21 protein-coding genes and 1 pseudogene are annotated in these 26,999 nt (G+C 44.7%); 14 read left to right on the top strand and 8 right to left on the bottom strand.

Features of this window, described 5'->3' with window-relative positions; all coding sequences use genetic code 11:
* Positions 1-2 precede the first annotated feature (2 nt).
* Positions 3-158 (top strand): annotated as a pseudogene (locus tag B1A98_RS20995) (transposase); the annotation flags it as partial.
* Positions 159-225: 67 nt separating this feature from the next.
* Here B1A98_RS20995 and B1A98_RS06670 read toward each other — a convergent pair.
* Together B1A98_RS06670 and B1A98_RS06665 are read right to left on the bottom strand one after the other, a co-directional pair.
* Positions 226-705 (bottom strand): DUF4188 domain-containing protein, encoded by a 480-nt coding sequence (locus B1A98_RS06670; protein WP_063384778.1) that lies wholly within the window; start codon positions 703-705, stop codon positions 226-228.
* 12 nt (positions 706-717) lie between these two features.
* Complete coding sequence (locus B1A98_RS06665) at positions 718-1,266, bottom strand: PadR family transcriptional regulator (RefSeq protein WP_063384779.1); 549 nt, start codon at positions 1,264-1,266, stop codon at positions 718-720.
* Between the two features lie 159 nt (positions 1,267-1,425).
* Between B1A98_RS06665 and B1A98_RS06660 the strand changes: the two genes are divergently transcribed.
* From B1A98_RS06660 to B1A98_RS06640, 5 genes are all read left to right on the top strand, one after another.
* Complete coding sequence (locus B1A98_RS06660) at positions 1,426-1,830, top strand: PH domain-containing protein (RefSeq protein WP_063384780.1); 405 nt, start codon at positions 1,426-1,428, stop codon at positions 1,828-1,830.
* A 132-nt stretch (positions 1,831-1,962) separates the two neighbouring features.
* Positions 1,963-2,577: a PH domain-containing protein gene (locus B1A98_RS06655; protein ID WP_063384781.1), complete on the top strand. Its 615-nt coding sequence runs from the start codon at positions 1,963-1,965 to the stop codon at positions 2,575-2,577.
* A 220-nt stretch (positions 2,578-2,797) separates the two neighbouring features.
* On the top strand, positions 2,798-3,874 hold the full coding sequence (locus tag B1A98_RS06650; RefSeq protein WP_041113457.1) for a Fe(3+) ABC transporter substrate-binding protein: 1,077 nt from the start codon (positions 2,798-2,800) through the stop codon (positions 3,872-3,874).
* 2 nt (positions 3,875-3,876) lie between these two features.
* Positions 3,877-5,523 (top strand): ABC transporter permease, encoded by a 1,647-nt coding sequence (locus tag B1A98_RS06645; RefSeq protein ID WP_240492448.1) that lies wholly within the window; start codon positions 3,877-3,879, stop codon positions 5,521-5,523.
* Entirely contained in the window at positions 5,520-6,185 is a 666-nt protein-coding gene (locus B1A98_RS06640; protein ID WP_063384783.1) for an ABC transporter ATP-binding protein, read from the top strand. The genes B1A98_RS06645 and B1A98_RS06640 overlap by 4 nt, the downstream gene beginning before the upstream one ends.
* Before the next feature lie 75 nt (positions 6,186-6,260).
* Here the strand turns inward: B1A98_RS06640 and B1A98_RS06635 are convergent, their stop codons facing one another.
* The 4 genes from B1A98_RS06635 to B1A98_RS06620 form a co-directional block, all read right to left on the bottom strand.
* Complete coding sequence (locus B1A98_RS06635; RefSeq protein WP_063384784.1) at positions 6,261-7,064, bottom strand: FixH family protein; 804 nt, start codon at positions 7,062-7,064, stop codon at positions 6,261-6,263.
* 45 nt (positions 7,065-7,109) lie between these two features.
* Positions 7,110-7,679 carry an SCO family protein gene (locus B1A98_RS06630; RefSeq protein WP_063384785.1) on the bottom strand — a complete coding sequence of 190 codons (570 nt, stop codon included), beginning with the start codon at positions 7,677-7,679 and terminating at the stop codon, positions 7,110-7,112.
* Between the two features lie 215 nt (positions 7,680-7,894).
* Positions 7,895-9,304, bottom strand: coding sequence for a sensor histidine kinase (locus tag B1A98_RS06625; RefSeq protein ID WP_223662074.1), 1,410 nt, complete (start codon positions 9,302-9,304; stop codon positions 7,895-7,897).
* Between the two features lie 2 nt (positions 9,305-9,306).
* A complete protein-coding gene (locus tag B1A98_RS06620; RefSeq protein ID WP_063384787.1) occupies positions 9,307-9,981 on the bottom strand; it encodes a response regulator transcription factor in 675 nt (224 codons plus the stop codon).
* A 208-nt stretch (positions 9,982-10,189) separates the two neighbouring features.
* Between B1A98_RS06620 and B1A98_RS06615 the strand changes: the two genes are divergently transcribed.
* Genes B1A98_RS06615 through B1A98_RS06605 form a run of 3 tightly spaced genes read left to right on the top strand, consistent with a single transcriptional unit; the run spans position 10,190 to position 12,550 of the window.
* Complete coding sequence (locus B1A98_RS06615) at positions 10,190-11,065, top strand: ABC transporter ATP-binding protein (RefSeq protein ID WP_041094755.1); 876 nt, start codon at positions 10,190-10,192, stop codon at positions 11,063-11,065.
* Positions 11,066-11,076: 11 nt separating this feature from the next.
* Complete coding sequence (locus tag B1A98_RS06610) at positions 11,077-11,874, top strand: ABC transporter permease subunit (RefSeq protein ID WP_063384788.1); 798 nt, start codon at positions 11,077-11,079, stop codon at positions 11,872-11,874.
* Positions 11,875-11,899: 25 nt separating this feature from the next.
* Positions 11,900-12,550, top strand: coding sequence for a TetR/AcrR family transcriptional regulator (locus tag B1A98_RS06605; protein ID WP_063384789.1), 651 nt, complete (start codon positions 11,900-11,902; stop codon positions 12,548-12,550).
* A 119-nt stretch (positions 12,551-12,669) separates the two neighbouring features.
* Here B1A98_RS06605 and mprF read toward each other — a convergent pair whose 3' ends face one another.
* On the bottom strand, positions 12,670-15,171 hold the full coding sequence (mprF, locus tag B1A98_RS06600) for a bifunctional lysylphosphatidylglycerol flippase/synthetase MprF (RefSeq protein WP_223662072.1): 2,502 nt from the start codon (positions 15,169-15,171) through the stop codon (positions 12,670-12,672).
* Positions 15,172-15,477: 306 nt separating this feature from the next.
* The gene (locus B1A98_RS06595) at positions 15,478-17,235 is read right to left on the bottom strand and encodes a sigma-54-dependent Fis family transcriptional regulator (RefSeq protein WP_063384791.1); all 1,758 of its coding nucleotides are present in this window, start codon (positions 17,233-17,235) and stop codon (positions 15,478-15,480) included.
* Between the two features lie 237 nt (positions 17,236-17,472).
* Between B1A98_RS06595 and B1A98_RS06590 the strand changes: the two genes are divergently transcribed.
* The 5 genes from B1A98_RS06590 (at position 17,473) to B1A98_RS06570 (ending at position 26,946) form a co-directional block, all read left to right on the top strand.
* Positions 17,473-18,648, top strand: coding sequence for an iron-containing alcohol dehydrogenase (locus B1A98_RS06590; RefSeq protein ID WP_063384792.1), 1,176 nt, complete (start codon positions 17,473-17,475; stop codon positions 18,646-18,648).
* Positions 18,649-20,121, top strand: a complete 1,473-nt coding sequence (locus tag B1A98_RS06585; protein WP_063384793.1) for an aldehyde dehydrogenase family protein — start codon at positions 18,649-18,651, stop codon at positions 20,119-20,121.
* A 413-nt stretch (positions 20,122-20,534) separates the two neighbouring features.
* Positions 20,535-22,280 carry a methyl-accepting chemotaxis protein gene (locus tag B1A98_RS06580; RefSeq protein ID WP_158286021.1) on the top strand — a complete coding sequence of 582 codons (1,746 nt, stop codon included), beginning with the start codon at positions 20,535-20,537 and terminating at the stop codon, positions 22,278-22,280.
* A 24-nt stretch (positions 22,281-22,304) separates the two neighbouring features.
* Entirely contained in the window at positions 22,305-26,033 is a 3,729-nt protein-coding gene (locus B1A98_RS06575; protein WP_063384795.1) for a non-ribosomal peptide synthetase family protein, read from the top strand.
* 214 nt (positions 26,034-26,247) lie between these two features.
* Positions 26,248-26,946 (top strand): 4'-phosphopantetheinyl transferase family protein, encoded by a 699-nt coding sequence (locus B1A98_RS06570; protein ID WP_063384796.1) that lies wholly within the window; start codon positions 26,248-26,250, stop codon positions 26,944-26,946.
* Positions 26,947-26,999: the final 53 nt, after the last annotated feature.

Raw genomic sequence — 26,999 nt, 5'->3', positions numbered from 1 at the left:
CTATCCAACGAAACCAAATAGATGGGAGCGCTCTAGACCAGCTTGTACCAGAGAAGCATCTGGTTTATCAAATGAAGGCAGCGATTGATTTTTCCTTTATTTATGACTTGATGGAAGAGTTGTACTCGGAAGTAGGCCGCCCAAGCATGACTCCTGTTTTTTCGCGTTCCGTTAATGTGGAAGGTAACAGGTCTCTTTAAGCTGTGTTTCGGTAATGAAGGGGAACTAGGCCTTTTCCTGCAGACGCTGGCGGGCAGAGTTCAATGCCGGTGCAACGGGCTTGTGGCCTGTAGCGCGTGCCAATCCGTAGATGGGCATATTTCCATAAATGCATTCATATTTGCCCTTAGGCACGATATAGGTTTCATGATAAATTCCCACAGCCTCGTTATCTCCAACGAGTTGATTAAAGTTTTTCCAGGCAGTAAGGTGAGTTTGTTCCTTCGCATAGGCTAATAACTCGTCAAGGGAGCGCCAATATTGCACCATTAAAGTTGTCCGCAATCCAAAAAAGGATTCCATCGATAAAAATCCCAGCTCTTTGTTTGTATAGAGCTCGCGAATCATTGGCGGCATCGCTTTAAACACCGGCACCCATTTGTGGACGGCCCGCCATTTGTTTATGCGCATGCCGATTATGAAAATGACAATCTCATCCTCTGACTTTGCTGTATAACGCCCGGAGAATACTTTGTTTTGAGACATCGAACTTCCTCCTTATAATTGGTCAATTTTCTTCATTGTGCACTCGCACCATTCGATAGCAGCCCGTGTGGTCCGTTGTCCATAATCCAATGTCATCAGCCAAAATTGGGCTTCTTGCTTATCGGCATAATTGCTCTCGATCATCTGTTCAATCGCTTCATAGGCTTGAAAGCGTTCATGAAGCTTTTGCGAATAAGTGGATAGATGGGATAAAAGGCTCTCGCGGTCTTCAGGCTGGCTGAAGAACAGTTTTAATAACCACTCATTTTTTTCAGCAGGGATTTCCTGGATAGGTGTTTGCACCCACTGCTGGAGGGCTTTTTTTCCTTTAGGCGTGATAAAATATTCTTTTTTGTCAGGCTTCTTTTCCTGTGCCGTCTCTTCTACCGTCGCCAGCTCTTCATCAACAAGCTGCTTCAGCGTCGGGTAAATTTGCCCGTAGCTGACTTTCCAAAAGTGATTTAAGCTTCTATCCATCATTTGTTTAATTGAATATCCGGAATGGCAGCCGGTTGTCAGCAAGCCAAGTATGGCGTGCTTTGTGTGATTTTCTTTTCTCATGTTGTCTCCTTATATCATTTTGTTATATATCATTTAGATATATATTATAAAATAAAAGAGAAAAAAGAAAGCAATTTTCTGAAAAAAGCTGTTGATTGCCGGTTTTACGAAACTTAGCTGCCCTTCGTCACGTATATCCAGTGAAGAGAGGATGATTTTATGTACTTTCCTTCTAAAAAAGATTGGTGGCTCTCCATTCTCTACTGGCTATTGATAGGAGCTTGTGTCAGCTCTCTGTTTATTGAAGAAGATCATAAGGTGCTGATTTTCACACTTCCTCTAGCCGTTTGGCTCGCTTGGAGCTGGTTTGCGACAGGCTATTACATCTGCGATGATTGGCTGATTATTAAAAATGGCCCGATCAAGAAGAAAATCCTTATTAAAGAGATTACAAAAGTGGCAAAAACCAAAAATCCATTGGCGGCCCCCGCGTTATCTGTTGACCGCCTTGAAATTATTTATGGCGCTGATTTTGAATTGGCCCTCATTTCGCCAAAGGATCAAGAGCGGTTTGTTTCTGTCTTAAAAAGTATTCATCCGCCAATAGAAACAGCTGGAGATTGAATAAAAAGAGAATCTGATCAAGGAAAGAGACCGCTCATTTTTTGGAAAAAAACAGTTTTCTTACTGGCAGGCTCTTGTTAAAATTAGGGAGAATTGATTTAATACATACGCTTTGGCGGGGAGGATAAGAAAATGTTTAAAAAAATAGCAGCTGATGCGCTCGGATTATCGGATATCGGAACAATTATTTCGCCGGCAGATTATGATAAGGCGGACGCTGATGATTATGTAATGCATGAAGACGAGGAGAAAATTTATTTTTTAATTAAAACGAAGGCAGATGAATATTGCTTTACGAACCTTGCGCTGATCCATGTGGATGGAGAAAGTGCGGTATCGTCCAAAAGGACATTAAAGCGTTATCCTTACGCTCAATACAAGATTGCTAATGTTGTATTGGAGACAGCTGGAAAAATCGATATGGATGTAGAGATTAAATTTCAGCTAGGCAGCCAAATGTTTGATATTGATGTCAGAAAAGACCAGATAGAGCAATTGAAAGATTTATATAAGGCATTGCTTCGCATTGCGGAAATCACTTATGAAAACAGCGTGTACATCGATATGGCTTCCCAAAGTCTTGATAAAGCGGTCCACATTTTACAAAACTCGCGCACGGATGAAAAGCAACTGGGAAATACATATCGCGAACTGACAGACTTTGGCTTTACATGGATGACATCCGTTCGAGAGCAGTATCATGTAAAAGACTTTGGCGAAGTATTTGAAAAGTATATTAACAATTAACCAACTGGATAGCCCATCGTTTCGATGGGTTTTTTTGTTGAGGCGGCGCTAACAGGGGGCTTGATCAGACAGAAGGAGTCTTTAGATAGAGCGTTCAAATATTTGTTAAATAATTATTCCGAAATTTCCATTGACCTTTTGTTAAAAAGACAATAGAATGAAATCAGCGAAATGATAACAATTATCATTATCAGGAAATAAATAGAAAAGGCAGGAATGTATGAATATGAGAAAATTGTTTAAACCAATGCTGGCAAGCGCTGTGCTTGCGCTCGGCCTTGCTGGATGCGGAGCTAACGAGAAAGAAGCGGAGCCAGAAAAAGCAGCACCGAAAAAACAGGAAGAGAAAGTGGTAAATGTCTATACAGCTCGTCATTATGAAGCAGATGATGAAGTATTCAAGAAATTTACAGAAGAGACGGGCATCAAAGTAAACGTGGTAAAAGGAGAAGCGGAAGAGCTGATCGAACGTTTAAAGCGTGAAGGAAAAAGCACGGAAGCTGATTTATTCGTGACAGTGGACGGCGGCGTTCTTTCCAATGCCAAGAAAACAGGCATTTTGCAGCCGGTTGAATCTGAAACGGTTGAAAAGAACGTTCCAGAAAAATTCCGCGATCAAGATAACAATTGGGTCGGCATGTCTACAAGAGCGCGTGTGATCGTCTACTCAAAAGACAGAGTGAAGCCGGAAGAGTTATCAACGTATGAAGATTTAACGAGTGATAAGTGGAAAGGAAAAGTACTAGCTCGTTCTTCTACAAATATGTACAATCAGTCGCTGCTTGCTTCTTTCATTGAATTAAATGGTGAAAAAGAAGCTGAAAAGTGGGCATCCGGCATTGTGAAAAACTTTGCCCGCCAGCCTGACGGCGGTGACCGTGACCAAGCGAAGGCGATTGCAGCCGGTGTTGGTGACGTAGCGATTATGAATACCTACTATGTTGGATTATTGGCTAATTCAGAAGATCCAGAAGAAGTGAAAGTAGCAGAAGGGCTTGGTGTGTTCTTCCCGAACCAAGAAACAAACGGCACCCATGTCAATATTAGCGGAATCGGCTTAACGAAGCACAGCAAGCATCCGAATAACGCAACTAAATTGATTGAGTATGTGACTGATCAGGAAGCACAAGAATTTTTGTCAGCGAACAACTATGAATTCCCGGTAAATGAAAAAGCGGAGAAGCCAGAGCTGCTTCAATCATGGGGTGACTTTAAAATGCAGGATTTAAACTTTGAAAAGCTTGGCGAATACAACCAAAAAGCGATTGAGATCTTTAATAAAGTAGGCTGGAAATAAAAGTGAAACGAAAGCTGATAAGACGTTCAATTCGTAAAGAATTTAACGGTTGGTGGGCAATCAGTCTAATTGGGGCGACAGTCATACTGTTGCCCATTCTCTTTGTTTTCTCCTCTTTATTTTTGAAGCCGAACGAAAACTGGTTTCATATCCGCGAGTACTTGCTGGGGACATATGTAAAAGAAACATTCATTTTAGTGATTTCAACAGGGGTGCTGACAGCGATTTTAGGGGTGACGCTGGCTTGGCTTGTAACGGCCTATGACTTTCCGTTTAAGCGTTTTTTTCGCTGGGGATTAATTTTGCCGCTGGCGATTCCGCCTTATATTGCTGCTTACACCTACAGGACTATGCTCAGCTATACGGGAGTGGTGCAAGCAACGCTGCGAAATGAATTTGGCTACCAAATCAATCCGGAGTGGCTGAACATTTCCTCTTTGCGCGGAGCCATCTTTATTTTTACTCTCTTTTTATATCCGTACGTATTTTTAATTACCAAATCTTTTTTAGAGAATCAAAGTGCTTCGTTTTTTGAAAATGCCAGGCTGCTTGGAAGAAAACCGTTTTTTATTTTTTGGAAGGTCGTGCTTCCCCTTGCCCGGCCGGCAGTTATAAGCGGGGTCGTTCTTGTTATTTATGAAGTGCTGAGCGACTATGGGGTCACAAGTTATTTTGGCATTCATACGATCACTACAGCGATTTTTCAAACATGGTTTGGCATGTATGATGTGCAGACAGCGATGAGACTGGCTGCTTGGCTGATGCTCATTGTCGTTGGCTTGTTCATTATTGAACGCTTGTTAAGGCGCCGCCAGCGCTACCATTTGCCGGCGAAGTCAAGGCCCCTTGCCGCTATGAAGCTGAAAGGAGTCGGGGCTGCTGCCGCTTTTGTTTACTGTACAGCTGTGTTTTTGGCCGGATTTTTCATTCCGTTTATCCAGTTAATTGCTTGGGCTGTACTGACATTTGATACAGTATGGAATGATACGTTCTCTACATTGCTGTATCAGACGCTTTACGTTGCCTTGATTTCAACCATGCTCGTCATGATTTTGGCGGTTATCGTGGCAAATGTCTGCCGCAAGCCATCCGCCTTTACTTATTTCTTAGCGAAATGGGTGACGACAGGGTACTCTATTCCCGGCGCTATTATTGCCATTGGAGTGCTTGCGATATTTATCGGCCTTGATCAATGGCTTGCCCCGTTATATGAAATGATGGGGATGGCTGATGCTCCGTTAATCTTGAGTTTATCTATTGTTATGTTGATCACCGGCTATGTGATTCGCTTTATGGCAACCGGCTATAATGCAGTAGAGGTCGGTTATGAGAAAATCGGCATCAAATACGCAGAGGCTTCGCGGATGCTTGGCAGCGGTGTCACAAAAACATTTTTCAAGGTAGAATTGCCGCTGCTCAAAGGGGCTATTTTCAGCGGGTTTATCTTAACCTTCGTGGAAATATGCAAGGAGCTGCCGCTGGCGCTGCTGCTGCGGCCGTTTAACTTTGAAACATTGTCAACAAAGACATACCAATTTGCTAAAGATGAGCGGATTCATGAAGCATCCATTTCATCGCTGATTATTATTGCGATCAGCGCCTTGTCGATCATTGTTCTGCAAATGGTAAATAAGAAGGTGAAAGAATGAAAATTGTCGATATCAGAAATCTGGTTTTTTCTTTTTCTTCTGCGGGGGAGCCGGTCATTAATGACGTATCCATGACAATTCAGAAAGATGAAATTGTCGGGATCGTCGGCCCGAGCGGCAGCGGAAAAAGCACGCTGCTTCGTTTAATTGCCGGATTGGAGATGCCGTGGCAAGGTTCAATTTATATTGCAGAAAAGCCGGTAGTGACAGATAAACTATTTGTTCAGCCGGAAAACAGGGGAGTAGGGATGGTATTCCAAGACTATGCACTATTCCCGCACATGACAGTCAAAGAAAATATTATGTTCGGGTTATCCCGGCTTCCGCGCCGGGAGAGAGAGCCGCGGATTGCTGAAATGCTGGAACTGGTGAAAATGGAGAAATTTTCCGAGCGGTATCCCCATGAATTGAGCGGCGGCCAGCAGCAGCGGATCGCTTTGGCGCGGGCACTTGCGCCGAAGCCGAATGTTTTGCTGATGGATGAGCCGTTCAGTAACTTGGATGCCGATTTAAAAGCGGAAATTCGCGCGGATTTATGCGTGATTTTAAAGAAAGCGAACATGACCTGCATGGTGGTCACACATGATCAGGAAGATGTGGAGGCGATTTGTGACCGCCGCATTACAATGGGACAAAGACAAAAAGAGGATGAATCGCACTAAAGAAATAGATTAAGAAAAGCCGTTCTTTCATCGACTTGCAGTCAGTGAAAGAACGGCTTTTTGCGGTCTCTTATCTTATTTGGCAACGGTCAGTTGATGCTCTTCATGTTCATGTAAGCCATCTTTATTTTCTACATGGACTACGACAGTAAATTCACCGGCATCAGGGAACGTATAGGAGCCTGTATATTCGCCTGGCTTCGCTTCTTTCGCATCAGCCCAAGCGTGCTTGTCCTCGGTTTTGGCGTTCGAAATTTCATAGCGGACTTGCGCTTTTTCCAGGGGCGACTCATCCATTTGCAAGTGAACAGTCAGTGGTGTATCGGTGTTTGCCTTTACATGCTCTGGTTTCGCAAAATGCATGGAAAATCCTTTAGCATGTTCTCCATGGCCATGATCATCCTTTGGTTTTTCGCCATGGCTATGCTCATTCGCCGCATGTTCTTCATGAGGCGCTTGCTGGCCCTCAGCAGCGCCTTTTCCAACCGTCACTTTCTTTAATGGCATCGTGTGAAGGTCACGTGCGTCTACATGTACTTGGACGGTAAATAAACCATCACGGTCAAAAGTAGTTTCGGCTGTGTATGTGCCGTCTTTATTGTTTTTAGCTTTAATCATCTGGCTGTCTTCTTTTTTGTCTTCTTCCCATATTTCAAATTGCACTTTCTTGGCATCGGCTACTTTCTCATCACCCTGGGACACAGCTGCTTTCAACTGAACCTTTTCGTTCACAGCAATCGTGTCGGGAATATCAAGTTCAGCTTTGAGCGGCTGCAGTGACTTTTTAGGCTCTTCCGCTTCTTTTGTTGTCTCATTGCTGCATGCGGCTAAAGCTGCCAGAGCAAGAACAAAGGTGATCGTCCAAAATAATTTTCGCATAGTAATTCCTCCGATTCGATGTGTCTTTGTGTGAAAGCCCATCGTTTATTGTGACAAGGCTTTTTTCACGTCTTTGATGATATCCTCGCTGTGAGAGTTTAAATTAAAGCTGTACTCATTCACAATTTCTCCATTTTGATCCACTAAGTAAAAATTAGTGTTATGAATAACCTGATCAGATGATTCCGGCTTTTGAATCAACGTTTGGAATTCTTCCCTTCCAAACGTTTCGATTTGTTCTTGCGTGTAGCCGGTGAGCATGTGCCAGTTTGAATCATCTTCTGTAAAGGAAGCCATATACTTTTTCAGCTTTTCCGGTGTATCTACAGCCGGGTCCACGCTAAAAGAAACAAGCTCTACCGGAAGGTTTTCGTCCTTCAGGCGCTTTTGCAATTCAGCCATATTAGCCGTCATCGGCGGACAGACGGTGTCGCAGCTAGTGAAAATAAAGTTGGCGACCCAGACTTTCCCTTTCAGCTCCTTGCTGCCAAAGGCTTTGTTGTTGTGATCAGTAAAAGTAAATGGCTTCATTTGATAAGGTTTCGGCTCAGTCAGGCCGCAAGCTGAAAGAATAATCAGCGCTATGCTTAGCACAAGCAGCCATGTTTTTTTCATGCTGTCCCCTTCTTTCGGTTATATCATTCGTCATCAAGAGAAGGCGGGCTGTTGATGACTATCCGCTTTCTCTGTAACTTGGTGCTCATCCTCTTGCACTGATAGACAGAGGCTTCAGCGTTTTACTTAGATTCAACATAAACGATAAAGGCTGTTTGCGTTCCTACAGCATAAACAATAATTGTGAAGTTTGTGTGAGGAATCTGTAGCGATTTTTAAACAGCAGGATCAGCGAGCAACGGCAGCCGAATCGTAACAGCCGTTTCTTCTGGTGTCTCGCTGCGGATAGAAAAAGTGCCGCCGTGCAGCCTGATAATTTCCTTCACGATGGAAAGGCCCAGACCGGTGCCGCCGGTCGCACGGCTCCTTGCTTTATCCGTCCGGAAAAACCGTTCGCCAATCCGTTCAAGATCTGCTTCCTGGATGCCGATTCCCTGGTTCGTGACTTGAAGAACCATCTCGTTATTTTCTGCTGTTAAGTGAATGCCCAGCAAGCCGCCCTCACAAGAATATTTAATGGCATTGTCGATCACATTGTACATGACTTGCTGAATCCGTTTAGAGTCGCCGTCAATGATCAGGTCTTCTTGAAAGTTTACTTCTGTTCGCAGCTTCTTTTCACCAATGTGAATGTCAAACAGCTGAAGTGTATCCAGCAGCAGCTGGGCGACAGCGATCGGCTCTTTATTAAGCATATACATCGTCTCCTGAAGGTGATCCAAATCAACAAGGTCATGAATCAGCTTTTTGAGCCGGTCCGTTTCTTTGTCAATGGTGTTCAAGTATTGCTGGGCTTCTTCAGGAGAAGAATAAATTTGCTGTTTGAGAGCTTGGGCGTAGCCGCTAATATACGTTAAAGGTGTTCTCAGTTCATGAACGACGTTTGATAGAAATTCTTTTTTTCGAATATCCTGCTCTTCCAATGAGGAGCTCATTTTATTAAACGCCCGCGCCAGCTGGCCGATTTCATCGTTGCCCCGGACCGGGAGCCGGCTGGAATAATTGCCTTTGGAAACCTCTTGAGAAAACTGCTGAATTTCCGTAAGCGGCTGAAACAGCGACTGCCGGATGCGGTTGACAACAAGCACCAGCAAAAGGAAAAACAGAGTGCCGGTTAAAATTAAGATAGGCAGGCTGCCTTGAAACACTTCCTGCAGAGCTGCCAGCGGCACGTAAATATAGACGAAGCCGATCAAGCCTGTTTCGCCCATGATCGGAAAGACCGCTCCGATAATTTCACGCTCGAACTCTTTGACATAGCCTTCCTTCATAACATACTTGCCCTGTTCCAGCTGCTTGCGGTCATGCCGATTGACAAGCGCTTTGTAGTCGACTTTGTAAGGGAAGTAAGTAGAAAGCTCATCCAAATTATCAACGACGATAATTTCATATTCTGATACGATGTTATACCAATGGATCTTTTCAATAATTTCCTTGCTCAAGGTGCCGTAATGATAGTGGGAAGCCGTTCGTTCTCCCTGATAAATCACAGATTCTCTAATGCTCTTCAAGTATAGATCTTTGTATAAAAAGTGCAAAAAGAAAAAAGAAAAGACAATCGTAAAGACGATGCAGGATAAAATAAGCAAGAGCACTTTTTGGCTTAATGTAAAATTCTTTTTCACTCTCACACCTCAAATTTATAGCCGACTCCCCAGACGGTTTGAATGAGTGACGCCTGGTCTTTTAACTTTAGCCGCAGCGTTTTCACATGTGTATCTACCGTTCTTTCACTGCCATTATAATCCTCTCCCCAGACTAATTGAAGCAGCTGCTCTCTTGAAAACACTTTTCCAGGGTTTTGCGCCAGCCGCACGAGCAGCTCGTATTCTTTTAATGTAAGCGAAAGGGCCTTGCCGTTGACTGTCGCTTTGTAGGCGTTGGCATCGAGGGCAAGCGGCCCGATTGTATAGCGGTCTGTTGGCCGCGATGAAGGATTGGCTCTTCTTAAGACAGATTCTATTCTTGCCAGCAATTCGCCCGGATGGAACGGCTTGACGATATAATCATCTCCTCCAAGCTTTAAACCATGGATCTTATCCCATTCTTCTCCTTTAGCAGATAAAAAAATAAGCGGCAGATCATATTTTCTTTTAACCTCTTTTGTGAAAGAATAGCCATCCATGTAAGGCATCATGACATCGACAATTAATAAGTCGGGCATTTGCTGGTCAATAGCCGACAGCGCCTCCATGCCATTTGCTGCTTGAATGACTGTGTACCCTTCTTTTTCTAAAAATGTGGATACAAGCTGCCTCATTGCTTCTTCATCATCTATGATCATAACTTTTAATCCGTTCATAGGTATTCCTCGCTTTCGTTCCCTCTTTTCTTCTTATTGTAGCCATTATTTGTGAAGTTTTGGTGTAAACAATGAGGGAAAATCATGAAATTTTATGCACAAAGCATGGAAAATTTAAAAAGTCCATTGACCAGTCAGTCAATAGATATTAAACTGATATTGACTAACGAGTCAATTTTGATCCGTCCGAATAAAAGGAGGAGAGGGAATGGAGATTGTTGAACTTCACCAGCTAACCAAATCTTATAGACGTAACCGGGGGATTGCAGACGTATCGTTTTCGATTGAAGAGGGGGAAATCTTTGGCTTCATTGGGCCAAATGGTGCCGGAAAGAGCACTACCATCCGCACGCTATTGAATTTTATTTACCCTACAAGCGGCAGCGCCTCCATTTTCGGCAAGGATATTGTAAGAGAATCAAAGGAAATCAGAGAGCGTGTCGGTTATTTGCCGTCAGAGGTCCACTATTATGATGATATGAGAGTCATTGATTTATTAACTTATTCGGGGCGTTTTCATAAGAGCTTTAAAGAAGAGCGCTTGAAACAACTGGCTTCCCGGCTCGATCTGCATTTGGACCGGAAGATTGAAGACCTTTCATTTGGCAACCGCAAAAAGACGGGCATCGTCCAGGCGCTTCTGCATGAGCCTGATCTGATCATTCTGGATGAGCCAACCAGCGGGCTTGATCCATTAATGCAGCATCATTTTTTTGATTTGCTGCATGAAGAGCAAAAGCGGGGGGCTACGGTGTTTTTTTCCTCCCACATTTTAAGCGAGGTCCAAAAACTATGTGATCGGGTGGCTATCATCAAGGAAGGACAGCTTATGAAAGTGGAAACCATTGAAAGCCTGACGAAAAATAAAGTAAAGAATATTACTGTTGTGGTGGATGGAGCTGAGAGTGTATCCATCGAATTGGCGGGCATCATCAGCTGTGAGGCAAAAGCAAGTGAACTAAAAATCCTCTACAGCGGAGATATTCAGCTGCTTTTAAAGGAGCTGAGCGGTTTGCCGTTAAAGGATGTATTAATAGAAGAGCCGTCATTGGAAGAAGTGTTTATGCATTATTACGAAAGCTGAGGTGGAGACTGATGATCATACGAAGAGAGTGGAAGCGCAGCCGCAAATCTTTACTGGTTTGGAGCTTGATCCTGGCAGGGCTGATTATTTGGCTGTTAAGCATTTTTCCTCAATTTGCGGAGCAGCAGGAGAGCATGGATCAATTATTTGCGGCCTACCCGGATTCTATGAAGGATATGTTTAAGATGAACGAGCTAAGCCTTGGCACCCTGATAGGATTTTACGGGGTAGAGGTATATATGATGACGACACTCCTTGGCAGTATCTATGCGGCTATTCTCGCGTCGAATATGCTGGCCAAGGAAGAGAGCGAAAAGACGATTGAGTTTTTGCTGGCAAAGCCGGTATCAAGAACTGAAATTGTTGCTCAAAAGGCAGCCGTTGTGATTCTCAATCTTTTCATCCTGAATGCCACGGCTGCAGGGGCCAGCCTGATTGGTTTTCAATTTGCGAAAGGCTACGATGTGCCGTATAAAATATTTGCTTTCCTCGCGATCGGTGCGTTCTTGCTTCATCTTACGTTTGCTGCCCTTGCTTATTTGCTGTCAGCGATTATGAGAAAAACGAGAAATACATTAGCTATTTCTATTGCGGTCGTCATCATCGCTTACTTTTTCAATATGATGTCAAACCTATCCGAGAAAATTGAGGCGCTAAAGTATGCCAGTCCGTTTTATTATGCAGATGCGGCTGCCATCGTAAACGAAAAGCAACTGGACCCGTTAGCTGTTTTGGTGATGCTATCGGTTAGCTCTCTTTGCTTTTTTGCGGCATTTTGGGTATATAAAAGAAAAGACATTTCTGTTTAATAAAGAAAGTTCGAGGTGTGTAACGTTGTATGAAGCTTTTGAAAAACAGCCTCAGGCAAAGAAAGAGTTCATTTTGCAAGTAGCGATCGAAGAATTTGCCAAAAACGGCTATGAAAAAACATCAACTGATGTGATTACGAGCCGTGCCGGTATTTCCAAGGGAATTCTCTTTCACTATTTTAAAAGCAAAAAAAACCTCTATTTATATCTTGTTTCTTACGTCAGCGAACGCTTAACAGAGAAAACGCTTGCCGCCATGGATCATATACAATCCACTGATTTCTTCGAACGGATTAAAGAGGCGGTCCTGCTGAAGCAGCGGGCGCTTTCTCCTTATAAGCAGGAGGCGCAATTTCTTATGGATGTTTTCCTGCATCCGCCCAAGGCGGTTGCGGCAGAAATAGAGGAGCTGCTTCAGCAGCAATCAGCTGAATACGGAGCTGAGTTTATCCAAAGCCGCCTGTATCCGGCTGAACTGATTGTTGAAAAGAAGCTGCGGCCTGGGGTGACAAAAGAACGGGTCATTCAAATGACCGCTTTCGTTGTGGAACAGATGTCGGCTAAATACCAGCTGCTGCAGCAAAATAAGCAGTATGATTTTTTGGAAGATCCCGGCTTGTTCATGAAAGAGCTCGGTGATTATCTTGAGATTGTTGAGCATGGCGTATATGAGTGACAATTAAAAGCAGCGGTTCCTGAGAAAAGCGCCTGCTAAAATAGAGGTCAGCCTCGAAAAGAAAAACGGACCGGCTCAAAAAGTGACGTTTCATCACCTTTTGGACCGGTCCGTCTTGATCAGGCTTTTCTTTTCTTGCTAATTAAAAAAGTAATTTGCGCCATGGTAAAAGGCAAAGAGGACTTTTTGCGGTAAGCAAGATATTTAGCTTCCCATAAGTCGGCGTATTTTTCTTTGAATCTTCTTAAGCCTTGGAATTGGTAAAAGAATTGACCGTGCAAAAATATTTGAGCAGCAATTTTTTCGCTTAAAAATGAAAACCTGGAGGTTCCGACATTAGACAGTGGAGCCATACCTAGATGAAAGAAGGAATAGCCTTGTTCTTTCGACCATTCAAATAGTGAAAGAAAGATAAAGTCCATCGTGCCAGGCGGGGCATCCGGCCTAAACCTCATTAAATCCACAGAAACTGTTTGCCCGCCATCGTATACCGGCATCAGGCTGGCAAACCCAATGATTTGCCCATTAGCAGTTTGAACGACGGCTACTTCTGATTTATGGAGATAGTCTTCATCAAAAAAACCCAGAGAGAAGCCTTTTTCTTCTCTTCCTTGCAGCCATTGCTCTGAAACCTCGTGCAATTCATTCATCAACTCTGGTTGGAAGGGAGGAGCTATAACGTCAAAACGATAGTGCTCGCGCTCAAACTTGTTTTTAACTGCTCTTTCCCCTTTTCTCCTTTTTCCTGATAAAGAAAAGCTAGTCAAATCAACTGTGGCTTCTTCCCCGAGTTTAAAAAAGTCATAGCCGTACTCATGAAGAGAAGGAAGCATTTCATCGCTTACTTCATAGAAAGCAAGCGTGTAGCCATACAGGTCGGCCGCCCTCATAAATTCCTCAATAGCAGCCGGAAAGTCTGCCTTCTTTCCAAGTGGATTGCCGAGTATGACTAGTTTATCGGCATATGTCTGATAAGAGAACAGGACCGTTCTTTCTTTGTTCCAATAGACGTATTTGTCATGCAGGAAAATGAGGTGGGCCAGGACATTCCCTTTGTATTGATTGAGGTGGTTCAGAATTCTTGCCTCCTGATTTTCTGGTCTTTCAAGTAGCCGCTGTTTCGGCTTGCGGATCAGATAGCCGACAGCGAATATAAAAAAAGCGATGATTAGACCGATCGATGCACTGAAGAATAAATCGGTATAGCTGGTAATAACATAGGGGGCCAACGCTTTTGGAACATTAAGCTTTGCTGACGGCAAGTTCAAATAGCCAATCAGCAAATACATGCAGGTAATCGCTGAAAACAGCGTCAGGTCAAAGAGAGCCTTTCCCCAAGTTAATACATAGCTTTCCCTGTAAAAGCTTCTTTGAGAAGCCTTCAGAAGAAGAGCCACAACCACCATAAAGGCGGCTTCCTCGTAATCAATGCCTTTGAACAGGGAAAACAGGGCAGCAAAGCCAAGCACAGCCATTCCAAGCTGATAAGCCCGTTTTACATGATAATTAATCCCCCGTGACAAGCCGAGCAGCATAAACCCGGCTGCGACTGAAAGCTGATGGGAGAGATTCATGATAGGAAAGGATAAAAATTCATGAGCCACTTTGATTCTCTCCAATATCCCTGGTACGGCCGCTGATAAAAGCAGAATAAGCCCGGAAGCAAATATAAGAATCGTCAATAAAACATGGCTGACCTTTTGCCCAATAGCATTTGGCAGGTTGTCCCAGGCTTGATTCCATTTGTCCCAATATTCTTTAATAAATAAGAAAGCAGCCAGCAAAAACGGAAGCAAAAAATAACCTGCCCGGTAAAAGAGCAGCACAATGAGCACTTTTTCATCGGCTATATTTAAATGTTGCGTGCCCCAAATGAACACTAAATCAAACGAGCCAAGACCGCCGGGAATCATGCTCGCTATCCCGGCACAGGACGCTACAATAAAAATAGGCACAAGTTCATGAAAAGGCAGCGGAACGTTCAATACCCTGCTTAATATCCAAATCACCGAGAAAGCTGCTATCCATTCCAGCGAGGAAATGAGCAAAAGAACGGCGGCTGTGCGCCAATCGATCAATGATTGCTTTCCTTTTCTATTTTGATAGACATAGACCAAAGCAAAGACGGGAAGATACAGTCCGACTGCCAGTACAGCTAAGAGCAGCCACTTTGTATTGGCAACCAGAGAGAAATGTTTATAAGCGACAGGAATAATCCAGGCGAATAAAGAAATACCGGTAAGATAAAACAAGGAAACAGACGTAATAGCCGTCAGCAGTCTTCGTTTATCGGGCTTGTAATCATTATAAAAGTACGTCCTGAGCATCACTCCGACCAGTCCGCCAAATCCAATTAAATTAGAAAAGGAATTGGTGATAAAGGACTGCTTTATCAGTTTTTTCGGCTGTACCTTAATAGCGAGTATGCGAACTAGAATGACATCGTAAAAAAACATCGGAAAGACGCCGCACAGGGGCACAATTAAAGTAAGCAGAAGCTCCATCGGGTGCAAGTGCTCTATTTCTGTTTGGATTAAGATCCTGTCCAAGCCGTTGGAAAATTGCTTAATTTCTACGGCCGCAAGTATAAACAAAGTGATAGGGAAAATAATTTTTATCATCTGGAAAAGTTTTTCTCTGTTAAAAGACAGCATGTATTACACCTAGTTTCTTTTGCTGATTGGTAGTCAACATTCTAAATACGTAAATAAAGAAAGCCTGCTTTCTCAGTGTAGCCGCCGCCTTTTCTCTTCAAACAACTCTTTTGTCCGGCAATAATCATATTTTACATATAGAGGAATTAATGAACAACGCTTTAGGCAAAAAAAGAAGGGCTCGGCAATGGAAGAATCCTCTGGAGAAGCGGATGCCCGCAATTGATAGAAAGAGGGCAAATCCGAGCAAACGATTTTGCTCAGATTTGCTGCTTAGGGGATCAACTGATACCGCTTTAATTTTCGGTAAAGCGTATTTCGAGATATGCCAAGCTGTTTGGCCGCTTGTGAAATATTATGGCGGCTTGCTCTTAACGACTGTTCAATCAGCAGTCTTTCCGCGTCTTCTAATGTATGAGCAGCCGGTAGGGAGCTTGAAGAAGCAGAAGCGGCTATTTGCTGCTCCTGCGGCGGGAGCTTTATATGCTGAATATCGATCCAGCGGCCATCAGCAAGAAAGCTTGCTTGTGTCACTATGTTCTTTAATTCCCGGATGTTGCCCGGCCAATGGTGGCTAAGGAGCTTGTTTTCCGCTTCGGAGGTAAATTGCTGTGCATGGCCGGAGAGTGTGAAGAGGAAGTGGCGGGCCAGTTGAAGCAAGTCTCCGCGTTCCCTGAGCGGCGGAATGGATAAGACAATTTCATTTAAGCGATAGTAGAGGTCCGCCCGGAAGGTGCCTTTTTCAATTTCTTCAAGCAAGTTGCGGTGAGTAGCTGCAATCAGGCGTACATCAACAGGATATGTTCGATGATCGCCAACAGGCATAACTTCCCGCTCCTCCAGCACACGAAGAAGAGCACTTTGCGCTGGCAAAGGCATATCGCCAATTTCATCTAAAAAAATCGTTCCTCCATCAGCCGCCCGAAATTTCCCCAGGCTTCCGGCGTTGTCCGCTCCTGTAAAAGCGCCTTTTTTATAGCCGAAAAGCTCACTCTCAATTAAATGTTCTGCTAAGGCGCTGCAATTGACAGCGATAAACGGCTTGTTCGATCGCTTGCTTGCTCTGTGAATAGACTGGGCAAACAACTCTTTGCCTGTTCCGCTTTCTCCATGAATAAAAAGCGAAAAGTCCGTATGAGCCGCCTTTTGGGAAAGAAGAACCGCTTGTTTAATCTTCGGGCAGGAGGCAACCATCCGGTCGAAGGTATGATGCTTGCGGACCGGTGACTGCGATTGAATAATGTGGGTGCTTTTTGACGGTCCGCTGACTGTTGCATGGACTGTTCCCTCCTGAAAAGAAGAGAAAATGGTTCCGACACAATCCAGGCCTAACAGTTTTTTTGCTTCCGTGTTGGCGTAAATAATGCGGTTGTCTTCATTGATGGTAATGACTCCTTTAGAGTGGCAGCTCCTCAAGGCTTCTGTTTCCCGAATAAGCCATTTGTTTTCTGCTTTGATATGCTCTGTTAGCAGCCGATGCTCGATCGCTTCAGCAGCCAGCATAGACATAATTAACGCATGATCTTGTATATTTGTGCTGCGCGAGCTGAAGTTGACGATTGCCGCGACTTGGCCGGACTCATCGAAAATTGGGCTTGCTGAACAGGTTAATACGTGGTTCTCTTGAAAGAAATGTTCATTCCCGTGAATATTTACCGGCACTTTATGTTCAATGCTGAAGCTGACGGCATTAGTGCCGCGAAAGTTCTCCCCCCAACAAGTGCCAATTGCCAAAGCCTCCTCATTTAAAAAATCTGCTTGGCCTGTTCCTCCATAAGAATGGAGGATATATCCCTCATGATCCAGTAAATCGGCCCGGTAATGATAGTTCTTCAAAAATTTATCCAACCTCTGAAATACTGCTTTTGATGCGTCAATAAGCCGTTCATTTTTCTCCAGCAACTGTTTTAATGAATGTCCCTCTGCCTTATAAAAGACCGGTTGTCCGTTCCGGTCAAACCCAAGCTCCTGACAGCGTCTCCAAGAATGTTTTAGCCATGTTTGCTTATCGTTCAGCGCATTTCTAATCATCTTTCGAGTCCCGCCTCGCATTAAAGTAGTGAATTTTCTAACAATTATACTATAAATGACGGCAGGAATAAACTTCTTGTGCCAAAATGTGACAGTGTTCTATTTTGTGACAGGTAATGTGCCACGTTTCAGGACAATACGGAAAGCCGAACACCCCGAGTGCTGACAGCAACAGGAGCTTATTGTTGGCATAAAAGTTGCTAGCTAAATAGCAAAAGGGTGAAAGGGGAGAGAAGAATGGAGTTTCAATTTGGTATTCCAAGCCACGTCACTTTTGGACGGGGAAGCGTGAAGAAAGTCGGGGAAGTGCTGGAGGAGTTCAATGCAAAGAAGGTACTATGCGTATACGATCAAGGTGTCAAGCAAGCAGGGATTGTTGGCCAGGTCATTACATATTTAAAGGCAAAGAAGATAGAAGTTGTCGAGTTCGCTAATGTCGTACCGAACCCGCCGGACACGATTTTAGAGGAGGGGGCTGAGTTAGCTGTAAAGGAACAGGTGGAGGCAATCGTGGCTGTCGGCGGGGGAAGCCCGATCGATGCGGCAAAAGCAATTAACGTGTTAATAACGAATCCAGGCCCTATTCATCAATATGAAGGCTTGAACCTCGTCAAAAATCCGACAAAGCCGTTAATCGCGATTCCGACAACAGCCGGAACTGGAAGCGAAGTAACAGCTGTCAGCGTCATTACAGACACGGCGGGAGAAAAGAAGATGGTGATTGGCGGCCGTCATTGCGGAGCGGATGTTGCCTTAGTTGACCCGGATTTAACGGTGGGGCTTCCGCCCGCCGTCACAGCAGCGACTGGCATGGATGCTCTTACGCATGCCATTGAATCTTATGTTTCCAAGCTGGCATCAGTGCCTAGCGATGTGAATGCGTTAAAAGCGGTGGAGCTTATCTATAAAAATTTAGCAGAAGCTTATAAAAACGGCAGCAATATCGAGGCCCGGACAAATATGCTGCTTGGCAGCATGATGGCGGCCTATGCCTTTAATTCAGCTCTTCTGGGACTTGTTCATGCGATTGCCCATCCGCTGAGCGTATATTGCGGTCTGCCCCACGGCGTGGCCAATGCGTGTATGCTTCCTGATGTGATGGAATACAACGCGCAGGATGAGAAAGTACAAAAGCGCTTCAGAGATATCGCTCAAGCCATGGGAATTTCAGTCGAGGGCTTATCTGACAAAGAAGCAGCTGATCAGGCGGTGGCAGCCGTGAGAGAGCTATCACAAAGCATTAATATTCCTTCACTGGAAGAGGCCGGCGTGAAGCGTGAACAGTTTGAACAACTGGCGGAAGCCACCTTAAACGAAGAGATTAGCATTATGGTGAACCCCAGAGATGTAACGGAACAAGAGGTAGTAAAGCTGTTAGAACTGGCTTATTCAGCAAAGAAGGCGGGGGTATAAATGACGAAAGCATATCAGCTTTTTATTGATGGAAAGTGGACAGACAGTGTATCAGGCAAAACATTTGAATCAGTGAATCCGGGCACGGGTGAAGTGCATGCTGTTGTAGCGGAAGGAGGAAAGGCGGATATCGATCAGGCTGTTCAAGCGGCACGCCGGGCCTTTGAATCCGGTCCCTGGGCAGAGATGGCTCCTGGGGACCGGGGGCGCCTTCTTTATAAAGCCGCTCAGCTGCTTTGGGAAAACGCAGATAGACTGGCAGCGATTGAATCGGAGGATAACGGACTGCCAATCAATGAGACAAGCTTCATCGCGATGCCGGCTACGATTGATGTCCTGGAGTTTTATGCGGGATTAGCAAACAAAGTGCAGGGGGAAACGCTGGCTTCTCCAGCTAATCGCTTTAATTACACATTGAAAGAACCACTCGGTGTAATCGGGGCAATTGTGCCATGGAATTTTCCGCTAATGCTGACAATGTGGAAGCTGGCTCCAGCTCTTGCTGCCGGGAATACGATCGTGATTAAGCCGGCCGAGCAAACACCAGTCAGCATTTTGGAAATGGTGAAGCTCTTTCAGGAAGCTGGCATTCCGGACGGCGTAATCAATGTGGTGCCGGGCTTCGGAGCAGATGCAGGGGCTGCCCTTTCTGCTCATCCGCAAGTAGATAAAATCGCGTTCACAGGCTCCACAGCAACCGGACGACTGATTATGCAGGCCGCCAGTCAAAACCTGAAGCCGGTCAGTCTTGAACTTGGCGGCAAGTCACCGAATATTGTGTTCGAAGATGCCAACATCGAGGATGCCGTAAACGGCTCTATGTTCGGAATATACTTTGCGCAGGGACAAGTATGTGCAGCCGGTTCCCGATTGTTTGTCCAAGAGAGTGTGTACGATAAATTTATGAGTGAATATGTGCGGAAGGTGCAAAGCATCCGTGTCGGCAATCCGCTTGAGTCATCCACGCAAATGGGCCCGCAAGTATCCGAGCAGCAGCTGCAGAGGATTGAACACTACGTTGCTGCCGGCCTTGAGCAAGGGGCCCAGCTGGCAACAGGAGGAGAACGGTTTAAAGATGCTGGCGGCGGCTACTATTATACGCCGACAATCTTTGAAAATGTGACCAACCAGATGACGATTGCTCAAGAGGAGATTTTTGGACCGGTCGTTTCTGTCATTCGCTTTAAGGATGAGGAAGATGCCTTGAAAAAAGCCAATGACACTCTTTACGGACTGGCATCCGGAGTTTGGACGAATGATTTGAAGCGGGCGCACCGAATGGCCCGCGGGCTCAAGGCCGGAACTGTATATGTGAACACATTCAGCATGCTCGACAGCACGGCGCCGTTTGGCGGCACGAAGCAAAGCGGATTCGGCCGCGAACTCGGTGTTCAGGCGATGGATATGTATACAGAAACAAAGCATGTGTGGGTGGATCTTGGCAAGGAAGGATTGAACTGGTACGGCGTTTAAGTGATCCAGTTTCTTTCTTGTAGCAGAGACCGTTCTTTTTCTGCCATAATGAAGAGGTTTCAGAAAGAATAGATTTACGGATGAAGCAGGATAAATCGAGCTATTCAAAGCTTGATTTATCCTGCTTTTTTTGTGGGTAATTAGTTGTGGTTTCAGGGAAGATTGTTGAAATTTGTCAAATGTTTGCTAGAATATGTCCTGGGTAAAAGATACTAATCTCACAAAAAAACCGGTTTTTTATTCTTTCTAAATGACTTAAGTCCTATATTTGAAGGGGTGGATAGATAAGAGGCGTAAATAAAGCAAGCGAAGCTTTGATGCCTCGCTATTCTGAGGGAATTTAAAAAAGCACATGTTATATGGATGGTTTCACTTATCTCTGGATCTACATACAACAGGAATGGAGAAGGACAATGTTTAAATTACTTCGAAAAAGCTTTTTAGCAAGAATATTGGCATCATCAATGTTAAACATTATTTTAGTCGGCTTGGCACTGATTGGCTGCGGCTATGTGATCCAAGGCCAGGTGCTTGAGAAACAAGTTCACAGTCAAGCAGAGAAAATTTTAGAGCGTACGTCTGATAAACTCAACGATCAAGAAATTATGGATGCAGCAGCGGATAAAGAGGAAGATTCGGCTCTTCATAAGGAGCTTCGCAGTTATTTTGATACTGTGTCTGAAAATAACCCGCAAGTGGCTCAAGCTTATATATTCGGCACTGAACTAGAGGGAGGCAACAAAACGTCCATTATTTCAATGCCTTCTCACGTATTGGAGGCATTCAAGGGGGACGGCATGGTTTTAGGAGATTTATATGAACAGCCGAAAGTGATTAGTGAAGCTGTTGCTGAAATGCTGTCAACCGGGGAAATTGTGTATACAAAGGTTTATAGCGATAACTACGGAACATGGATGACAGTTCTAAAGCCATTTAAAAATGATCAAGGAGAAATCACCGCTTACTACGGCATTGATATTGATGCCAGCATTGTGGCGAAGGGCAAACGTGACTTGCTCGTTTATTGCTCAATCGCTTTACTTATCATTCTGGCCATTTTGTTAACCGTGCAATTTTATCTTGTCCGAAAATCCATTGCTCCTCTTAAGGAATTAGGCAAGGGAATCGAGACATTCAGGGATGGCAGCTTTGAGATTTCCTTAAAAGAAGGCGACGATGAAATAGGGCAGTTAAACAAGAAATTTAATGAAATGGTTACTGCCATGGGACAAATTATTTATGCAATCAAAGAAGCGTATGAGCGCAATGCAGACTATTCCGAAAAGCTTTCCGCGGCTGTGAAGGAAGGAAGCGAGCATTATAACTTTGTCGTGTCTGAATTGCAGCAAATGTCAGAGCAAATGAAAAATCAAGAGAAGGCTACCTTTGACAGTTCGTCTTCTATTAATGAAATTGTGTCAGGTATTACAACGATTGCTGACTATTCATCAGACGTCAGCAGCAAGGCGGGAGAGCTGGAAACTCGCGCGAAGACAGGAAACAAGGCAGTGAGCGACATTATTTCACAAATGAACTCAGCAGAAAAATCTGTAGGCAACTCATCTCAAGCTCTTCAGGAACTGAATGAAAAGTCCGCGGAGATTTCCGGCATTGTTAATTTAATCAGTGAGATTGCCGAGCAGACGAATTTGCTTGCTTTGAATGCAGCGATTGAAGCGGCGCGGGCTGGCGAGCATGGAAAAGGCTTTGCGGTCGTTGCTGATGAAGTTCGCAAGCTTGCAGAGCAATCCCGTGAATCCGCTGAACAAATTAAAGGTTTAATTTCCATTATTCAAAATGAGGTAGATAAAGCTGTTTCTTCGATCTCCATCGGTGTACAGACTGTTTCCACCAGTGTGAACAGCAGCAGCGAATTAACCGATATATTTGCCGGCATTATGACTGACATTCGCAAGGTAAGCGGCCAGGTTCAGGAGATTTCAGCTTCTACCCAGCAAATTGCTGCCGAGTCCGAAGAAGTGGCTGCTGTCATTGAACAGCTAAGCGGCATTGCTAAAAGCAACACGGAAACATCAGCCGGCATTAGCGGAATGACGGAAGCGCAAAAAGGAAACATGAGTCTTATTGCGGAAGATGCTGAGGAGATGAACAAGCTTTTCCAAAAGCTGCAGCAGTCTATTTCTATGTTTAAAATTTAATGATAATCGTGGAGGTATGAACGAATGGCCCAAACAATGCTCTCTTCGCAATTTACATCAAAAGATTATTGGGAAAAAGAACTGACCAGCCCGCTGCCGCCTTTACATTTGCCGGTGGATAAGCAAAAGCATGCGGCAAGTGAAGCGGATTTTCAGACACTGACCGTACAGTTGAAAGCATGCTCCGTTCAAGAGGTGTTTGACGCACTAGAGCAAAAACAGGCTAGTTTCCGTCCGTTTTTTATCTCTGCCTATCTTCTTCTCCTTCACAGACTCACCAATGAAGAAGAAATCATGCTGGGAATAGCAGCGGATCAGGAAAGTGTTGTTCCGATAAGAGCCGGTTTTACCGATTGCCGAACGGTTATGGACGTTTTGAAGCAAGTTAATCAAAAAATGAGAGATGCCGCTGCTCATAGCCGTTTTAATTGGAAGGAGCTGCTGAAGAAAGAAGAAGGGACAGGGTATAGCACTACTTTTTCTTTCGGAAACCAACCTGGAGCAGAACCGTCCGATTTAGCGTTTCAGCTTTTTACAGATGGCACAGGACTGTCGCTGGTGATTGAGTACAATGCAGCCCTTTTCCTGCCGGAAACAATCGCGCGTTTTTCAGCCTATTTTGAGCAGATTGTTGCCTACATGACTAGAGCTGATCATTTAGAGGTTCCGTTTCAGGCCATTCCCATTATTACGGCTGAGGAACAAGAGATGTATAAGCGTTTAAATGAAACAGCGGCTTCGTTCCAAGAAACGGCAGCCATACATCACCTAGTTTCAGAAGCAGCTGAGCGCTTTCCAAACCAAATGGCCGTGTCTTCTCATGGGCACAGCATCACTTATGCAGAGCTTGAACAACGCTCCAATCAGGTGGCCCATATGCTTCTAGATAAAGGCTTGGCTAAAGAGGAGCTTGTTCCTATTTTCATGAAACGAAGCATTGGAACTATCATTTCCATACTTGGCGTGCTGAAGGCGGGCGGGGCTTATGTGCCGCTTGATCCCGATCATCCGGTTGAGCGCAACAGCTATATTATCAAGGACACTCATTCACAGCGGGCCTTAGTGGACTCTGCGTATATGGACGCATTTAGAAAGCTTGTGCCGCAAGATAAAGCCTACTGTATTTTCTCAGAGAGAGACTCTGCAAAGTATCCTTGCAGCCCAGTTGATCAACAGGTAACAGCTGACCAGCTGGCTTACGTGATTTATACATCAGGTTCTACCGGCCGCCCTAAAGGCACGCTGATTCGCCATAAGGGAGTCATCAATTTAATTAATTGGTCAACCAAAGAAATGGGCTTTACTCACAAGGATGTTCTTTGTCAATTTGCGCCTTATAGCTTTGATGCCTCTATTTATGACACGTTTAGCGCACTCTTTAACGGTGCACGGCTCTACTTGCTTTCCGATGAGGAGAGAATGTCAGTAGAAGCCTTTGCGGAAGCTGTTGAAAGAGAAGAAGTGACATCGATCGCCATTTTGCCGACTATCTTCTTTAATGAATTGGTAGCAAAGCTTTCTGAAGAAGGGGTTAGAAAGTTTAAAAACATTCGCCAAATAACCGTTGGCGGTGAAGCGTTAATCATGGAAACCGCCTTCGCTTTCCGCAAGAAATTTGGCCGCCATATCGATATTTACAACATGTACGGACCGACAGAATGTACGGTGATGGCCACTTTCTATAAAGTAAATGAAGGAATGCTCGCTACTCCTACTGTACCGATCGGGCATCCGCTTGATAATCATGCGGTGTATGTTGTCAACGAGGCAGATCAATTGTGCCCGATTGGGGTGCCGGGCGAGCTGCTGATCAGTTCGGCCGGGGTTGCCCGCGGATACTTGAATCAGCCGGATAAGACAAAGTCGGCGTTTATTCCAAATTTGTTTCATGACCGTTTCAGCTCTGTGCTTTACCGGTCCGGGGATGTGGTGCGGCTGCTTCCATCTGGAGAAATCGAATATGTCAGCCGAAAAGATTCGCAAATAAAGATTAGGGGACACCGCATTGAAATTGGAGAGGTAGAGGATGCGCTAACAAGCCATGAACAGGTCAAAGATGCGGCAGTTATTCCAAAAGTTGATGAAGAGGGGCTCAATGTTCTGGCCGCTTTCTATACGAGTGTAGCAGGAGAGGAGCTTTCTTCATTAGAGGTGCGGAATTTTCTGCTAGAGAAGCTCCCTAAATATATGGTCCCGGCTTACATTCAGTATGTTGAAGAAATGCCTGTTTCACCTTCAGGAAAGATTGACCGCCGGACGCTTGCGGCTTATGAACTCATTAAGCAGGAGCACCCGGTTGTGAAGAACTTGCCGCGGACAGAAACAGAAAGCGTGATTGCAGAAGCATGGAAGACCTCGCTGAAGCTGCCTGCTGTCGACATTTATGATAACTTTTTTGAAATTGGCGGCCACTCGCTGAAGATCCTGGAAACGCTTGTATTGTTAAAGCCTGCATATCCTCAGCTCAAAATTAATGACTTTTTTATGTACCCGACAGTTGCTGAGCTGGCGGCGCGGGCGCGGGCGCTGGAGCTGTCTGCTGCTGCAGCAAATACAGAAAAAACAGCGGCTGTTCATGAGGTCATTGATTTGCCAGAAAAACCAATAAAGATTGGAAATAAGGAGCCGGAGCATTTGCTGGCTGCCCATCATATATTGCTGACTGGAGCAACGGGCTACTTAGGCTCTCATATTTTAGAGCAACTGCTGCGCCAAACGAAAGCGGATGTCTACTGCTTAGTACGCGGAGAATCCTCTGAGCAGGCAAAGAGCCGGCTATGGAATGTACTTGTCCATTACTTTGGCACAGAGTTAGAAATGGAAGCCGGCCAACGTGTCAAGGTGATAGTCGGAGATTTAGAGAAGGAAGATCTTGGGCTCTCTAAAGACGATCAACATCTTATAGAAAAGCAGATCGACAGCATTATTCACTGTGGGGCGGATGTTAGGCACTTCGGGGAAACGGATCATTTTTCGAAGGTGAATAAGCAAAGCACAGAGTCTCTTCTTAAGTTTGCCGAAAAACGGAAGGGCTTGCGTTTCCACTATATTTCTACTCTTGGTATTCCTGAGGACCTTGCATTAGAAGGAAAGTGGGATGCAATGGCAAGCATGGAGGACTGGCTGAATGCTTCCTTAACGAATGTATATGTAAATAGCAAACTTCAATCAGAAAAGCTGTTGTTTAGAGCAGCTGTTGACGCAAATATTCCGGTAACGATTTACCGTGCCGGCAATTTAACTTGCCATTCACGGACAGGAAGGTTCCAAAAGAATATCGACAGCAACGCTTACTACCGGATGCTGAAAACGATGCTGGCTTTAAAAGCTGCCCCAAAAGTAGATTGGCATGTAGATTATACACCTATAGATTATGCAAGTGAGAGTATTGTTGCTTTAGCGCTGCAGGAGGAATCCGCCGGGCGGGTGCTTCATATTTGTAATCAAGTGCAGATCCATTATTCAGATATGATCAAGCATTTGAGAACGTGCGGATATGACATCAAGCTGAAAGAGCCTGAAGCATATGAAAAGTGGCTGTTTGGCGATCCAGATATCGATCATGAAATTTTGCAGCTGACCATTGCTCAGCTGGAAGGAGATGGCGCCAAGGATTCTCCTTATCGCTATACTTGTCCAGAGACGAAGCAGCTGCTGCAAAAGACGAATGTCAGCTGTCCAAAAATAGATGAAGAGTTTTTCGCCAAAATGATCTCTTATGCCACGGAGATTGGTTATTTTCCGCAGCCGTAACAGATAGTAAAGAGAAAGTTTACACAATTGGCAAACGCTTGTTTTTTAGCTGCTCTCTTGCTTGCTCATTGCAGGCAAGTGCTATAAAAACAAGCGTTTTTATTTTTAATCGTTCCTGTTAAGAAGAGCGGCTTGGTGTTTGACGGCGGGAAGCGTTCCCGCCGTCAATTTCTCGGAGTCTATAAATAAAAATACTTGTGAGGAGCCAGACAGATTGATTGAATTGTTGATTACTGAAAGAACAAAGGGGGAGCAATTCTCTCCCGCTCTTTATTCTGTTTTGACAGATGAGGAACGGGCCCATGTGCGTCGTTACCGAAGGAAAGAAGACCAGATGAACTCTTTTATTGGCACGCTATTAGCCCGTTATTTAATGGAACGTCATCACACAGGACAGCGGCCGATTAAACGAACGGCGAGCGGCCAGCCTTACGTGGAGCAGTTTTCGGGGCAGATCAGCATGTCTCATTCTGAAGAGTTCATTGCTTGTGCGTTTCATCCAAACGGGAAAATTGGCGTCGATATTGAAAAGGTAGGCGACATTGATTTAGAAGTCATTTCTGAATTTCTTAGCAAAAGCGAACAGCGAACCTTCCAAACAATGGAGACTAAGGAGGAAAAGTTGTTCGCTTTATATACATACTGGACGTTAAAAGAAGCCCTTTTTAAAGCGGAAGGGACAGGGATAGCAGGAAGAGCCCTTACATCGATTGAATTTAATCTAACTGCTCCTCCGGTTTTGTATTCGCCTGCCGAATTGGCCGGGAAATGGAACTTCTTGTTTGCCCCCAGTTTTCCGGCTTATTGCTGCTCTGTGTGTTATTCTTCAGAGCCAGCCGCAACGGTCAATATTCAGATGATGTCTTTACATGAGCTGAAAGAATACTTCACTCTCAGACTATATGGGAATTAGCAGCATAAACAAAGAGGAGAAAGCAGAGGCTTGGCCGCAAGCCAGCCTCTGCT

Source organism: Pseudobacillus badius, assembly GCF_002189605.1.
In the GTDB taxonomy this organism is placed as follows: Bacteria; Bacillota; Bacilli; order Bacillales; family Domibacillaceae; genus Pseudobacillus; species Pseudobacillus badius.
This window is presented reverse-complemented; position numbering and strand designations above follow the sequence as displayed.